Annotated in this window: 11 protein-coding genes; 9 read left to right on the top strand and 2 right to left on the bottom strand. The window is 51.9% G+C overall.

Annotated elements, in window-relative coordinates; translation table 11 throughout:
- The first annotated feature begins 123 nt into the window (after positions 1 to 123).
- From BLP78_RS09745 to BLP78_RS09705, 9 genes are all read left to right on the top strand, one after another.
- Positions 124 to 966 carry an XrtA system polysaccharide deacetylase gene (locus BLP78_RS09745; RefSeq protein WP_090458780.1) on the top strand — a complete coding sequence of 281 codons (843 nt, stop codon included), beginning with the start codon at positions 124 to 126 and terminating at the stop codon, positions 964 to 966.
- Positions 967 to 971: 5 nt separating this feature from the next.
- Positions 972 to 2,057, top strand: coding sequence for a FemAB family XrtA/PEP-CTERM system-associated protein (locus tag BLP78_RS09740; RefSeq protein WP_090458778.1), 1,086 nt, complete (start codon positions 972 to 974; stop codon positions 2,055 to 2,057).
- 4 nt (positions 2,058 to 2,061) lie between these two features.
- Positions 2,062 to 3,267, top strand: a complete 1,206-nt coding sequence (locus tag BLP78_RS09735) for a TIGR03087 family PEP-CTERM/XrtA system glycosyltransferase (protein ID WP_090458777.1) — start codon at positions 2,062 to 2,064, stop codon at positions 3,265 to 3,267.
- A gap of 66 nt (positions 3,268 to 3,333) precedes the next feature.
- Positions 3,334 to 4,932: an exosortase A gene (gene xrtA, locus BLP78_RS09730; protein ID WP_090458814.1), complete on the top strand. Its 1,599-nt coding sequence runs from the start codon at positions 3,334 to 3,336 to the stop codon at positions 4,930 to 4,932.
- A complete protein-coding gene (locus BLP78_RS09725) occupies positions 4,916 to 6,130 on the top strand; it encodes a TIGR03088 family PEP-CTERM/XrtA system glycosyltransferase (RefSeq protein ID WP_090458775.1) in 1,215 nt (404 codons plus the stop codon). The genes xrtA and BLP78_RS09725 overlap by 17 nt, the downstream gene beginning before the upstream one ends.
- A 10-nt stretch (positions 6,131 to 6,140) precedes the next feature.
- Entirely contained in the window at positions 6,141 to 8,075 is a 1,935-nt protein-coding gene (locus BLP78_RS09720; RefSeq protein WP_090458774.1) for an XrtA/PEP-CTERM system amidotransferase, read from the top strand.
- Between the two features lie 195 nt (positions 8,076 to 8,270).
- Positions 8,271 to 9,233, top strand: a complete 963-nt coding sequence (locus BLP78_RS09715; protein ID WP_090458772.1) for a polysaccharide deacetylase family protein — start codon at positions 8,271 to 8,273, stop codon at positions 9,231 to 9,233.
- Positions 9,230 to 10,171, top strand: coding sequence for a GNAT family N-acetyltransferase (locus BLP78_RS09710; RefSeq protein WP_090458771.1), 942 nt, complete (start codon positions 9,230 to 9,232; stop codon positions 10,169 to 10,171). Before BLP78_RS09715 ends, BLP78_RS09710 begins: the two co-directional genes overlap by 4 nt.
- A gap of 236 nt (positions 10,172 to 10,407) precedes the next feature.
- Positions 10,408 to 11,523 carry a GNAT family N-acetyltransferase gene (locus tag BLP78_RS09705; RefSeq protein ID WP_176752835.1) on the top strand — a complete coding sequence of 372 codons (1,116 nt, stop codon included), beginning with the start codon at positions 10,408 to 10,410 and terminating at the stop codon, positions 11,521 to 11,523.
- Positions 11,524 to 11,658: 135 nt separating this feature from the next.
- Here the strand turns inward: BLP78_RS09705 and BLP78_RS09700 are convergent, their stop codons facing one another.
- Together BLP78_RS09700 and BLP78_RS09695 are read right to left on the bottom strand one after the other, a co-directional pair.
- Complete coding sequence (locus BLP78_RS09700) at positions 11,659 to 12,411, bottom strand: class I SAM-dependent methyltransferase (RefSeq protein ID WP_090458768.1); 753 nt, start codon at positions 12,409 to 12,411, stop codon at positions 11,659 to 11,661.
- A 267-nt stretch (positions 12,412 to 12,678) separates the two neighbouring features.
- Positions 12,679 to 14,826, bottom strand: coding sequence for a VanZ family protein (locus BLP78_RS09695; RefSeq protein ID WP_090458766.1), 2,148 nt, complete (start codon positions 14,824 to 14,826; stop codon positions 12,679 to 12,681).
- Positions 14,827 to 14,852: the final 26 nt, after the last annotated feature.

Genomic DNA, 14,852 nt, shown 5'->3' with positions numbered 1-14,852 from the left:
GTACTGCTCCTCCGCCCAGGCGGATCCAGGAACTGCAGGTATTCGTGGACAATTTGAGAATGACATCCAAAACTGGCCAACTGCCGACGTTATCGGGAGATAGGCGATGAAGGATTTCCAAAAATGACGGCAACACGTATACGTAATGCGATGACTGTCGACGTGGAGGATTACTTCCAGGTTTCCGCCTTCGCTAATCATATTTCACGGGACTCATGGGCATCTTTATCTTGCCGTGTAGAGATGAATATCGACCGTATTCTTGCTTTGCTGGACGAGGATCGCACAAAAGCAACTTTTTTTACCCTTGGATGGATCGCCGATCGCTACCCCGCCATGGTAAAACGGATTATCGCCGGCGGACACGAACTTGCCAGCCATGGTTGGAGTCACTACCGTGTTTCGGATCAGGAACCCCATGAGTTTCGAAACGACATTATTCAAAGCAAGGCCATTCTCGAGGATATCGGTGGGCAGGCAGTACTTGGCTACAGAGCGCCGAGCTTTTCCATAGGCAGCCATAATCAATGGGCGCTGGATTTGCTTGAAGAAGCAGGCTATCGCTACAGTTCCAGTATTTATCCCATCAAACACGACCACTACGGCATGCCGGATGCCCCCCGTTTCGCCTATTATCCGCGCAGCAATAACCGATTACTGGAATTGCCTATCACCACGATGCGTCTATTCAAGCGGAACATCCCCGCGGGGGGAGGCGGCTATTTCCGACTTTGGCCTTATCCGGTTTCGAAATGGTTCCTGCAGAGGCTGAATCACATCGAGCATCAATCCGCAATCTTTTATTTCCATCCTTGGGAGATAGATCATCAGCAGCCGCGCCAGGAGGGTCTCAGTATGAAAACCCGCTTCCGCCACTATTATAATCTCCATCGAATGGAAGACCGTGTCAAAGCCCTCACTCGTGACTTCGAGTGGGACCGCATGGATCGGATTTTCCTGAGTTAAGCCATATGAGCTGCATCGTAGACGCGTTCCGGGAGGATCAAGAAAACGCCTCTCTTCAGGCCGATGCGCCATCCGTACACTTGCTGAGACCGGAAGAAGCAAAAAAATGGGATGAATTCGTATCGGCTTGTCCCGAAGCTACTTTTTTCCATCGTGCGGGTTGGCAAACCGTTATCGAGCGTGCCTTCGGGCATAGAACCTGGTTTCTTTACTCCGAGTTGGATGGTGAAATTCAAGGTGTGCTGCCACTGGCAGAGGTCAAGAGCCGCCTTTTTGGTCATTCCCTGAGCTCCCTGCCATTTTGCGTCTACGGCGGTATCGCTGCAATTTCCGAGCCCGGCCGGGAAGTGCTTGACCAAGCTGCCCAGACGCTCGCTTCACAGCTGCAAGTGGATTATCTCGAATACCGGAACTTGAAAATGCTGCATTCGGACTGGCCAACCAAGGATCTCTATGCGACGTTTCGAAAAGAAATTTCGCCGGAAACAGAGCAGAACATGCGGGAAATTCCACGCAAGCAGCGTGCAATGGTGCGCAAGGGTATCAAGTTTGGGCTGGAAAGTGTCGTAGATGAGGGTGTCGAGCGTTTTTTCTCCGCCTATTCGGCAAGCCTGCATCGCCTTGGCACCCCGGTTTTCTCGAAAAAATATTTTCGCATACTCAAAGAGGTTTTCGCAGATGACTGCGAACTAATGATCATCGTCAAGGAAGGACGCACCGTCAGCGGCGTGATGAGTTTTTATTTTCGTGACGAGGTCTCGCCTTATTATGGAGGGGGAACCGGTGAGGCGCGGGATTTGGCGGGCAACGATTTTATGTACTGGGAGCTTATGCGGCGTGCCTGTGAAAGAGGTTATAAAATCTTTGATTTCGGACGCAGTAAACATAACACCGGATCTTTCGATTTCAAGAAGAATTGGGGATTTGAGCCGCAACCGCTTTACTACCAATACCAGCTACACCGGTCTGGGGCGATGCCCGACCATAATCCGCTTAATCCCAAATATCAGTTTTTCATCAAGGCTTGGCGAAACCTCCCCATTTCGGTCGCCAATTTCGTCGGTCCTCACATAGTGAAGAATCTGGGCTAGATCAGTGCAGGAACTGCTTTATCTCGTCCATCGCTTTCCCTATCCGCCCGACAAGGGAGACAAAATTCGGTCCTTTCATTTGCTCAAGCATCTGAGCCAGCGCTATCGCATTCATCTCGGCACTTTTATCGATGATGAGATGGATCATAAGCATCTTGAGAGAGTCAGAGGTATGTGCGGGGAAACGTGTTTCCTTGATCTCTACCCGAAGTCAGCGCGAATTCGTAGCCTGTCGGGCCTGCTTTCGGGACAGCCGCTCACCTTGCCCTATTATCACGATAAGCGTCTGCAGGCATGGGTCAGCAATTTGCTGGAAACAAGGCCTGTCGGAACCATTCTGGTTTTCTCGGCAGCCATGGCTCAATATGTCAGCCATGCCATGAATATCCGCCGGGTAATGGATTTTGTAGATATCGATTCGGACAAATGGATGCAGTATGCGGCGACCATCGCCTGGCCGATGAGCTGGATATATCGGCGCGAGTCGAAATTGCTGCTGAATTATGAAAAACAGGTCGCCAGGCTCTTCGATAGTGCGACCTTCGTTTCCGAGGCCGAGGCCGACCTATTCAAGCGTCTTGCGCCCGAGGTTGCGGAAAAAATCACCTACTTTAATAACGGAGTCGATGCGGATTATTTTTCCCCGCAAAATATTTACCCTAATCCTTACTTGGCCGGGATCGATACCCTGGTCTTCACCGGCGCCATGGATTACTGGGCAAATGTCGATGCCGTGCAGTGGTTTGCAAGCAATATTTTTCCCGCTATTCGTCTGCAACTGCCCAAGGTCGAGTTTTATATCGTTGGCACCCGTCCCTCGGCGGCGGTAATGGCTTTAGCCGACCTTCCCGGCATCATCGTTACCGGGGCAGTGCCGGATATCAGGCCCTACCTTGCCCATGCATCCATCGCTGTGGCGCCGTTACGTATCGCACGCGGGATACAGAATAAAGTTTTGGAAGCCATGGCGATGGGAAAAACGGTTGTTGCTTCTCCACAAGCGATAGAGGGAATCAATGCAAACCCTGATCGGGATATGGTGGTTGCCAACGACGAAAGCGACTTCATTAATCGAATTATCGAACTCCTGCAGAATGGATCAAGTCGTGCCATTGGGCATGCCGCCAGAACGCGTGTTCTGGAAGATTATAATTGGAAAAAAAATCTGGGACGAATCGACGCACTCTTGTCTCAGCCGCAGACAATTTAACGAGGATCATTTGCATATCTTGCAAAACGATATTCGAGCTGCGGGAAACGCCTTCGAATGTATGGTATGAATGCTCAAACGCCCCAACACATTACGCATGATTACACTGTAGCGCCAGATCAGCAAAAGCTGAAGGCAGCCGCGCTGCTGACGCTCGCGGCCATTGCCGGAATTCTCGCGGGCTATCATGAGACTACCGGATCCATGATTTCAATCTGGATGCGATCCGAGACATTCGCACATGGCTTTCTGATCTTTCCCTTCAGCGCCTACCTGATCTGGGGGCAGCGCAAGCACCTCGGTAAGGCATTCTCCCAGCCAAGTCCGTTTGCTCTGTTGGTGCTTGCAGGCCTGGGTTTCAGTTGGCTGCTGGCAACGCTTGCCAGTGTTCAGGTATTTAAGCAGTTTTTGTTGATCGCAATGATTCCGGCTGCGGTTTGGGCAATTCTGGGTCGCCGGATGGTCTGGGCGCTTGCCTTTCCGTTGGCTTATCTCGTGCTTGCGGTTCCATTCGGGGAAGCGCTGATCCCGCCGCTCATAGACTTTACCGCCGACTTTACCGTAAAGGCACTTCAATTGACCGGCATACCGGTTTACCGGGAGGGCAGCTTTTTTTCCATACCAAGCGGGAATTGGTCCGTGGTGGAGGCCTGCAGCGGCATACGGTACCTGATCGCATCGTTTACATTGGGCACCCTTTACGCGTATCTTACGTATCATAGCCTGAAGCGCCGCCTGATATTCATTGCCCTCTCGTTGATCGTTCCCATCGTTGCGAATGGCATCCGCGCCTATATGATTGTAATGACCGGCCATCTGAGCGATATGCAACTGGCTGTAGGAGTCGACCATCTAATCTACGGTTGGGTTTTCTTCGGCTTCGTGATGTTGTTATTATTCTGGATCGGTTCTTTCTGGCGGGAGGATGACAATACATATGCTAACGACAGTGCCGGGCCCGCTACAGAAACAGAAGAAACAGAAACGGGACTCCGTACCGACAGGACGATTTCGCTAAAGAGTACAGTTTCCGCCGCCGGTGCAGTCCTTGCGGTGGCCTTCATCTGGCCAATATATGCCGGGCACCTGGAACACGCTTCCTTCCCTGGCACAGGGCCAGTAATTGACATTCCGGATATTGCGGGAAAGTGGCAGATCAGTTCAAGCCAAACCTCTGACTGGAAGCCTGAATACGTCGGCGCCACGGCCCAATTGTTGCGGAGCTATCAGAAAGATGGAACGTCGGTGGATCTTTACATCAGTTATTACCGTAATCAGAAACAGGATTCGGAGTTGATCAACTCTCGGAATATACTGGTATCGGAAGCTGAGCCAGGTTGGCATAACATCAGACAGGAAACGCGCAGCATAGCCTTGGGCTCCCGGCAAGAGGTCATCAACCAGGGCGAGTTGCGATCTTCCTCAGCACGGTTGCTGATATGGCGGTGGTATTGGCTGCGCGGGGAGAGTACGGCCGACCCTTATCTGGCCAAATTCATTTTAGCCAGGAATAGGCTGCTGCAAAGGGGCGATGATGGGGCTGAGATTATTATCGCTACCCGTTATGAAGATACACGAGAGGAAGCGATTCCAGTACTTCAGGGTTTTCTCGACGATATGTTGCCTGCTATCACTAACGCGCTCGAGAATGCAGACAATCGCTAGCGGCCGCAGCGATCGGATAAAATCCGCTGGTAGCGCTGAGCAGCCTCCGCTTATTGTTCATGTAATTTACCACTTGGGTGTCGGGGGCCTGGAGAACGGGCTTGTGAACCTGATCAATCATATTCCGTCCCAGCGTTATCGGCATGCCATCGTTTGTTTGAAGGGCTACTCCGATTTTAGCCAACGGATCATGACGGAGAATGTGGAAATCGTGGCGTTGCATAAGCGCGAGGGAAACGATTTCAGTGTTTATATCAATCTCTTCAAAACCTTCAAGCGGCTGAAGCCGGATATTGTACATACCCGCAATCTCGGCACGCTGGAGGGTCAGGTGATTGCGGCATTCGCCGGTACGCAAGCACGGGTGCACGGGGAACATGGCCGGGATATGTTTGATTTGTACGGAAAGAACCGTAAATACAACCTCCTGAGAAAAGCAATTCGACCTTTTGTGAATCATTTCATCGCTGTCAGCAGGGATCTGGAGAGTTGGCTCGCCAACACCGTGGGGGCCGCACCGGATCGCATCAGCCAGGTCTACAATGGAGTCGACAGTTTGCGTTTTCGTCCGCGCAATCGCACGGACTCGGGAGTCGCGAATTTCCCCGAGCTGCGGGAAGGATTTTTTACGGAGAGTACTTTTGTCATTGGTAGTGTCGGCAGGATGACGGATGTAAAAAATTTCCCCTGTCTGGTTCGGGCTTTTCTGATGCTGCTGGAAGAAATGCCCGCCGCTCGGGAAAGACTTCGGCTTCTGATTGTGGGTGACGGAAATTCGCGGTCGGAATGCATCGGAATGTTGCGCGAAGCCGGAGCGGAAACCCTCGCCTGGCTCCCTGGTGAACGTGCCGACATTCCGGAGTTGATGCGGGCCATGGACCTGTTTGTGCTGCCTTCCTTGGGCGAAGGCATTTCGAATACGATATTGGAAGCCATGTCCACCGGCTTGCCGACGGTGGCAACTCGCGTTGGTGGCAATGTGGAGCTTGTGAGCGAGGGCGTTACAGGAATGCTCATTTCGCCGGACGCGCCGGCCGCGATGATGGAAGCGATATCAAAATACTATCGAAACCCGGATCTGATTGCTAATCACGGCAAAGCAGCCCGGCAACAAATCGAGACAAGCTTCAGCATGGATGCCATGACCCAAGGCTATCTGCGGGTCTACGACAAGGCTTTACGCCTGCGATCGGATTAAGGAAAAAAGCATGTGTGGAATCGTCGGACTGTTTGATACCCGTGGCCAGAGAGAAATCGACCGGCAATTGCTCGGGCGCATGAACCAGACGCAGGTTCACCGCGGACCGGATGAAGGGCAACTATATACAGAGGCAGGGATAGGTCTTGGCCACCGCCGCCTTTCAATAATGGACGTTTCCAGCGGACAGCAGCCCCTTTTTAACGAAGACGGCACCGTTGTCGTCGTTTTCAACGGTGAAATCTATAATTTTCAGGAACTCGCCAAGGAACTTGTCGCCCTGGGACATGATTTTCGCACCCATTGCGATACGGAAGTTATCGTCCATGCCTGGGAAGAGTGGGGTGAGCTTTGCGTAGACCGGTTTCGTGGCATGTTTGCGTTCGGTTTGTGGGATCGTAACCGTGAGGTGCTGTTTCTTGCTCGCGACCGGCTGGGTATCAAGCCGCTTTATTATAGCCTGCTGAACGATGGTACATTCATGTTCGCTTCCGAGCTGAAGGCTCTGCTTGCGCACCCGGATTTTCGCCGGGACATGGATCCCCACGCCATCGAAGATTATTTCGCTTATGGCTATGTTCCTGAACCAAAAACCATATTCACGCAGGGTCTCAAGCTGCCGCCAGCTCATACACTGAAGCTTCATCGCGGCCAGAGTACGCTGCGCCCGCGCCAGTACTGGGAGATACCATTCACCCCGAACGAATGCACCAGTGTGCAAGAGGCGCAGGAAGAGCTGATTGTCCGGTTACGTGAATCGGTAAAGATCCACCTTATGACCGAAGTGCCGCTGGGAGCGTTCCTGTCGGGTGGAGTCGACTCCAGCGCGGTGGTGGCAATGATGGCCAATCTTATGGAAGAACCGATTAATACGTGCTCCATCTCCTTTGGCGACCCCGCATTCAATGAATCCCAATATGCGCAAAAGGTAGCAGATCGCTATCAGACGCAGCATAATATGGAGCAGGTAGACGCAGACGATTTCGACCTTATAGACAAGCTGGCTTCTCTATATGACGAACCATTCGCGGACAGTTCGGCCATGCCTACCTATCGGGTGTGCGAACTGGCCAGGAAACGTGTCACCGTTGCCTTGTCGGGAGACGGCGGCGATGAAAATCTTGCCGGCTACCGCCGCTACCGTTGGCACCTCTATGAGGAACGGATGAGGTCCATGTTGCCGCTGGGATTTCGTAAACCCTTGTTCGGCGTGCTGGGAAATGTATATCCCAAGGCTGATTGGGCGCCCAGGGTCTTGCGTGCAAAATCCACCTTTGAAGCGCTCGCCCGCGACTCCGTCGAAGGATACTTCCATGGTGTTTCCATCATGAAGGATCGAATGCGCCAACGCCTGTTCAGTGCTTCTTTCAAACGCAGTCTCCAGGGATACGACGCAGTGGAAGTGCTACGCATGCATGCGGGAAAATGCCCTGTACAGGATCCCCTTTCCCTTGTGCAATACCTGGACATGAAGACTTACCTCGTTGGCGATATCCTTACCAAAGTGGACCGGGCGAGCATGGCACATGCACTGGAAGTACGTGTCCCGCTGCTGGATCATAAGCTGGTCGAGTGGATATCCGGTCTTCCAGTTTCGCTTAAGCTGCGCGGCCAGGAAGGCAAATACGTGTTCAAGAAAGCGCTGGAACCCTATCTTTCCGATGACATCCTTTACAGGGACAAAATGGGATTTTCGGTACCGCTGGCAAGCTGGTTTCGCGGCCCGCTTCGCCAAAGGCTAAACGATGCATTAATGGGTCCGACTTTGGCCGACACGGGATTCTTCAATAAGGCGTTTCTAAAGGAAATGCTTGAACAGCATCAATCGGGACGGCGCGACTACAGCGCTTCACTCTGGTCACTGCTGATGTTCGAATCATTTTTGCGTAATGTGCTCGACGCAGAGCAGCCACGCGTACGAAAGAATGATCTCAAGGTGGCATGACATTTTATGACCGAAACCCGGCAAATCGCCCACTCCCAGGATCATCCAAGTAACTGCAAAATAGCAATATCGGGCTTCTCATTTATCTCTCACGTGATCAGCCGATCTGATCATTTCATCAAGCCGATAGCTGCTAACGTCTAACAGCCGCGTTTCTCCTGCTGATTGAGTACAGATCCTGGAAGGTGCAATAAAATGATGGACGTATTTCTTACCGTTGACGTAGAGGTTTGGTGTGATGGCTGGGACGATATCGACGCCAAGTTTCCCGCCGCATTTCAGCGGTATATATACGGCCCCACATCCAGGGGTAATTACGGCTTGCCACATCAATTCCATCAATTGCAGGAGCATGGCCTGAAAGGCGTATTTTTTGTTGAACCTCTTTTCTCAACCCGGTTCGGGCTGGAACCACTAGCCGAAATCGTCGGTCTTGTTCGGGAACGAGGGCATGAAATACAGCTTCACTTGCATACCGAATGGGTTGATGAGTCCAGCGAACCCTTGCTCGATAATATAACCGGCAAAAAGCAGTTCTTACGATATTTCTCTTTACAAGAACAGATAATTTTGATTTGTGCAGGCGCAAAGTTAATTGAATTAGCTGGCGGGCAGGATGTAAGTGCATTTCGCGCTGGTGGCTTCGGCTTCAACAGGGACACGCTTCGTGCGCTTGCCGCAAATCGCATTGCTTTCGATAGCAGCTACAACGCCAGCATGTTTGGGTTGGACAGTGGAGTTTATCCAGATGTTACGCTTGTCGAGCCGATTGAGTGCGAGGGTGTTTATGAGTATCCCATGACAGTTTTTGATGGAGGCACACGTTCACTGCGGCATGCACAGGTGACCGCTTGTTCATATAGGGAAATGGAGGGCTTGCTCTGGCAAGCACTGGAAGCCGGGCGTAAAGCTTTTGTTATCCTCTCCCATAATTTCGAGTTGCTTAACAGCAGTATGAACCGGCCGGATGATATCGTAGTGGCTCGCTTTCGCAAGCTTTGTTCATTTCTGGATCGCCATCGGGATTGCTTTCATGTCCGCGGGTTTCATGGTTTGACACCCGCTTCGACGTTCTCACAACCGGCTCCGCTTACCTCGCCAATCTGGAAAACCGGGCTAAGAATGCTGGAACAGGGGATACGGCGGAGGTATCGTTGAATCAAAAATGGCATTATCATGAAGTTCCCATAAAGCTTCAGCTTGGCGATAAGACACTGCTCGCGCCTGAATTATGGTTGCAAGTTCGCGAAGTGGGGATTGATGATGAAACTCTCCCAGTGGCGGAACCGATGCCGCCAGCCGACCCTCTGCAGGCGAATAGCCAGGGTTTCCTGATACGATCGCTGCGCGTCATCGGTGAGCAGCCAGTACTGAGAGAGCGGGACGGTTACCTCTGCTATATATCTTCCCGGCACCAGCGATACTACATCGATATGCGCCAGCCGTTCGAAGAGTACAAAGGCAAATTTTCCTCCAAGACGCGCTCGACTCTCAACCGTAAAATCCGGAAATATACGGAGCATTGCGGTGGCAGCATTTCGTGGAAGATCTACAAGTCTGCCGGGGAAATGCCGGAATTCTTTCAGCTGGCGCGCGCCGTTTCCCAAGTAACCTATCAGGAAAAACTCCTTGATGCGGGGCTGCCCGATTCTGAGGAGTTTCGTCGTGAAATGGATCAGCTTGCTCAGCAGGGGCATGTTCGTGGTTTCATTCTTTTTTATCAGGATATACCTGTCTCGTATCTCTACTGCCCGATTGTCAACGACGTCCTGATTTACGCCTTTCTTGGATACAACCCCAGCTACATGAATTTTTCGGTAGGCACGATCCTGCAGTGGCTCGCCCTGGAGCATTTATTCGCGGAGGGTTGTTTTCGCTTTTTTGATTTTACCGAAGGACAATCAGAACATAAAAAGCTATTTGCCACCCATCATATCCAGTGCGCTAACGTTTTTTTTCTACGTAGCAACCTGCGCAATAGGTTGTTGTTGCATAGTCAGAGAGTCGTCAATAATTTCAGCAAATTGACTGGCGACAAGCTGGATCAGCTGGGGCTCAAGTCGAAAGTAAAAAAAATGATGCGATTCGGGATCTGATATTTTTTATCCTGGGACAAATTTATCAGTGGATCCGGCTCAAAGTTTTGTTTCGATACTATTTCTTCTGCTATATATAAGGATACGAATGAGAGTGTAGAGTTCGATTGAAGTCGATGGAAAGCCCTGATGCTGTTTCCCGGGATGAGTTATCAGTTAACGTGCGGTATCCCAAATGCCAAGATAACCCTTACATTATGATCCTCTGGTATTCTGCTGGCAGTTCAGACGAGGCAATGGACCTCTCCGCCCTGGGGCCGGTACCGCTTGAGCTGGATCCGCGCTGGCTGAGCAGCCGTATCGACAATGCGGACAAATATGTACAGTATTTTCTGGTCGGTGATAAACAATATCCTAGCGGTTATGCGCCTTTTTTTGTTCATCCGGGCGCATTGTCATACTGCCTAGGTGAAAGCACTGTATTTCATATTCCCGTGCTGAGGTATGCGCTGCAGGCAGCGCCACTATGTGAAAATCAGGCGTTGCTGGCCGGATTGTTCAAGCCGCTTCAGGAAGCGATAGGCAGGCGCGGTGTCGTATTTTTTGAGGGTGTGCAGGCAGGCTCTCCGCTTGCTGAGCTATTGCTATCGCCGGACAGTCCGGTCCGCGATTTATTCCATGTGGTTCCTTATGGGCCAGCCTATACGCGACGTCTTATCGAACTTTCAGCGGGAGCGCAATTCGAAGATTATTTGCACACGCTCGGGAGCAAGACCCGTGAAGATATTCGCCGCACGCGCAAGAATTTCAGCGTGAAAGCGAAAAACCCGGTCAGGATGATTCGTTACACAGAACCCGAGCAGGTTGACGAGTTGGCTGATGCCCTGGCGCAAATATCCCGCAAGACTTACCAGTACCACTTGCTTGGTCTCGGGCTTGAAAATACTCCCGAGCAAATCAGGCAACTTCGCGCGGCGGCAACTTGCCGCTGGCTTCGGGCATACATTCTCTGGATCGGCGACACGCCGGTTGCCTTCGGGCTTGGTTACCATGACGGTCGTACCTATTTCGGACATCAGGTGGGGTACGATCCGGATATATCCAAGTTGCAACCGGGTATTTACCTGCATACAGAAGTCATGGCTGATCTGTTGGCGGACGGCATTTGCCGCTTCGATTTCCTGGCGGGTGACAACTTGTACAAGCAAAGAATGTCAAACAAATTTCGAGAGGAAAGGCATTATTATCTGATTCCGCGCGGCTGGCCCGGTACAGCTTATGCACACAGCCTGGTTGCAGCGAATTGCCTGTCCGAAACGATTGGGCGGTGGCTGGATAAAAGCGGATTGAAGGAGCGTATCAAGCATTTGGTTCGTACGAGCACTGTAAAGCATTCCAAGGGTAAAGATTAGACCGGTACCATAAGAGATTGAAATATGAGGAACACTGGATAATTCTCATTTTGCCCAGTACCCAGTAGCGTTTTCATTCGCCGGTTGAGTTCACCTCAGCCTGAAATGGCTATAACTTAATTCAGTGTAGTACGTTCATGGGGACCTGCTGCTGCCGGAATCCCACTGCCAGATTACATAAGGCGAGGGTCCCAACGAGCCAGCGCATAGCCGCAACCATCCAGGCATAGCGTCGATGGGGTCGGTGTAATATGAATGAATGTAGACGATGAAAAAGGGGCGTGGGGCTGACCGAACTGACTGGTCGATATGTTGGACAGCTCTGGCAATCATCGATGCATCAAACGGATTATTCATAAAGCAGATTGTCGGGTACTCAGGCAAGCTGAAGGTCGTGGCATCTGCACAGACCGGTTCGATATCAAAGCACTTTCTTGCAGGATTCCGATAGGTGCCGACATTGCGCATCGCCGCTTCGTGGAGCTCCCGGCTATATTCCACGCCTATAATTCGCCGGAATGGATGCTCTGCCGCCACGAATAGTGCGCGTCCCTTCCCCGAGCCGAGATCGATAAAAATAAAGGCACCAAGGTCAAGGGGGGGCAGCATCCCGAGCAGCACTTGTATCGATTGTTCCGTTACCGGTTCATATGCCTTGGCATGTGTTTTGAGGTCGTCTTCCGCGGTCAAAAACTCCGGCTCCTCAGTGCCTGCAGTTTCTACATTGCATCGCAGGTCGAACGACCGATCAAAGGCATGGCTTGCCTTCCAGTACTTGCCCGTCACTATCAACCCCAGGTTGTAAATGAGCAATCTGCTGAACTCTGCGATTGAGCGGCGGCGCCAGGCACGAGCTACTCGATCAAATAACAAGATTTCATGCTTCATCGGCGTGACCTCAAGCTTTAATGACCATTGCGTACAGTCTCTGCCATTGCATTCTTCCTTCCGGCAAGTTTAGCCTTTGGTTTTTTATATCATAAGTAAAGCGCAAAAACCAGAAATTGTCTGTCGTTTATCTGTAAATGTCTATGCCACGCTTGAATTGGCTACCAGTTGACAGTGCGGAGTTCGCGCCGGTTACACGATTGCGTTCGAGGCCCGGTTCAGATATGACCGAGGCTCACCGGATGGCAGTGCTCATAGCTAAAGATTTCAGCACTTATTGTTCGGCTGCGGATGGGGCGTGTACTCACCCATATGCCGGCCTGACCGGGGCAGTGCCGATATGATCCAGCGCCACAGCGGATATTGCACCACCATGATTGCTGCGATAAGAAGGCCATAAAGCACGGTGTATCGAGCTATCAGTTCACCCGGTCCGGCCAGATTCGAACGATCGCTGCTCAGCAAAAACTGCATTGCAGAAAACACCTGACCATACTTGACGATTACTTGTTCCGTACCAAAAGAGAGTGCAAAATAGGCTAAAATGCCGCAAGCAAACACCCATGCGGTCGCTCTTGTCCGGTGCGCCAACCCGGGGCTCGATGCCAACACCGCCTTCGTTCCACCAAACGCAATCTCGGCCATGGCCAGGCCAATGAACAAAAATGCGCCCACGCTGCCATTGTTCGCTATCAGCTCGACCAGGTTATCTGTCGATGCTTCCGAAACCACAATGTAGTATGAAAGTGGAATCAGCAGAAAGGCGCCAATCGACCATCCCAATAGCGCTGACTTTGGGTCTGGAAGGATATGCCACGCGGCGATAAGGCACCCCGCCGTGGCTGCTACACTCCATAAACTGAATAATGCCAGAAAGCGGCCCAGTAATTCCCATTCCCAGGGCCATCCCAAAACAGGAGATCCAACAATGTCATGGATACTTTCGCTTGGCACCGAAGACCACAGCAGCAGCCATGCGATTAACCCATGCAGCAATACCAGAGGCAGGAAGCTGAGCAGGTACAGCTCACCCCGAGCCAGCCATTGTGCAATCAGTATGGGAAAACCTATCGCCCAATATAACAGCGCCGCAAGCAATATCAGTGACCGGACAGGATGACCCTCGTATATCAGTTCACGAACGTTATACGGCGTCAAGGGGGACTGCGTAATCAGCCAACCCATAGCCGCACCTATCCCAACTCCGATTGCTACTGAACCGAGGGTCCGTTTCCCGCTCACCTCTGCGCTGAGCGCGACAACACGCTGCGATTGGGCCGCTGGCGTGCCAGCTTGCAGCTTTGTTGCCGGCTGGCGGGCCTGCGCCGTCGACAAGACCCAGCCAACCAGCAATAATAAAATAAGTTCCGTTATATCCGCTGTGCGGCCCAGCAACCCCATCTGCATCAGTTCTATAAAAGAAGACCAGATAGCCAGCCCCAGCACTGCTTTACCAATGCTCAGCCCCGTTCTGTGCGCAAGCCATGTCAGCGCAGTATAAATAAACAACGATTGGACCAGGCCGCGGACTCCAACCTCCAGCGATCCCTGAAGCATGGTTGCGAAAGGAATGCCATTGAAGGTTCCGCCCGGAGCGGAAGAAAAAGGTGTTAGCGCGGTAATGGTCCAGGCGACCAGCAGCAGCCAGAACGCCACTCCAAACGGCTTTTTGACACCGGCGCGCGACGCGATCCAATATCCGCCATAACCCGCCAATGTCCCCAGGAGAAGCGATGCGTCCAGAGTCAAATTCACGATAACGACCTTGCCGACCCAGACCAGCAGGATCGCGACCCCCAACCACCAAGTCGCCCGCTGCCCCAATGCTGCAAACGCGCTACCCGCGACAGCTACACCGGCCGCATGCATCAAGATTGTCGGGAAAGAAAAGCTGAATTCGAGGAAAAGCGGCTTCAGTGCATCCTTGAATTTTTGTATATCCAGCGATGGCACCAGCGGCAACAATTCGGTGAGCAGCCATAATACCAATACCACCAGAGGTACAAGCAAGGCGACATCAAATGGCTGTCCTCTTACGGATGAGCGCGTTGCCATCAGGTGTGCTGTTGCCATACCTCCTGCCACACCCACCATATTCCATGCCACATCCGCCAGCGCCGCGGAGCGGGAAGGCAGCCAAATTTGAGCTAACTGAAGGCTGAAGGAATATATCAGTGCCAGAAAGAGTAACGTGGCGACACCGATCCTGCTATCGAATCTTTTTCGGGTAAATAATATTCCCACCATTCCCAGCGGGAAAAACAGTGCAATATTACCCAGCATATCTCCCCGGGAAGTAAATAAATGCCAATCGGTAAGGAATTGCTTTACAGCCCCCGCGCCAGGTTCGGAAAAATCGCCGGGATATAGCGATCCATAGGCAATCAGTACGACGATAACGGACAGAACGCGCATTTTTCCTAGCCATAGCCGGATGAAAT

Source organism: Nitrosospira sp. Nsp1 (assembly GCF_900100985.1).
Taxonomy (GTDB): Bacteria; Pseudomonadota; Gammaproteobacteria; order Burkholderiales; family Nitrosomonadaceae; genus Nitrosospira.
The sequence above is the reverse complement of the archived record's forward strand: the minus strand, read 5'-3'. Positions and strand labels throughout refer to the sequence as shown.

Excerpts from the sequence above, each read along its gene's own strand:
- BLP78_RS09725 (WP_090458775.1), top strand. The coding sequence starts at position 4,916 with ATGCAGACAATCGCTAGCGGCCGCAGCGATCGGATAAAATCCGCTGGT.
- xrtA (WP_090458814.1), top strand. The coding sequence starts at position 3,334 with ATGAATGCTCAAACGCCCCAACACATTACGCATGATTACACTGTAGCG.
- BLP78_RS09745 (WP_090458780.1), top strand. The coding sequence starts at position 124 with ATGACGGCAACACGTATACGTAATGCGATGACTGTCGACGTGGAGGAT.
- BLP78_RS09720 (WP_090458774.1), top strand. The coding sequence starts at position 6,141 with ATGTGTGGAATCGTCGGACTGTTTGATACCCGTGGCCAGAGAGAAATC.
- BLP78_RS09715 (WP_090458772.1), top strand. The coding sequence starts at position 8,271 with ATGATGGACGTATTTCTTACCGTTGACGTAGAGGTTTGGTGTGATGGC.
- BLP78_RS09700 (WP_090458768.1), bottom strand. The coding sequence starts at position 12,411 with ATGAAGCATGAAATCTTGTTATTTGATCGAGTAGCTCGTGCCTGGCGC.
- BLP78_RS09695 (WP_090458766.1), bottom strand. The coding sequence starts at position 14,826 with ATGCGCGTTCTGTCCGTTATCGTCGTACTGATTGCCTATGGATCGCTA.
- BLP78_RS09705 (WP_176752835.1), top strand. The coding sequence starts at position 10,408 with ATGGACCTCTCCGCCCTGGGGCCGGTACCGCTTGAGCTGGATCCGCGC.
- BLP78_RS09740 (WP_090458778.1), top strand. The coding sequence starts at position 972 with ATGAGCTGCATCGTAGACGCGTTCCGGGAGGATCAAGAAAACGCCTCT.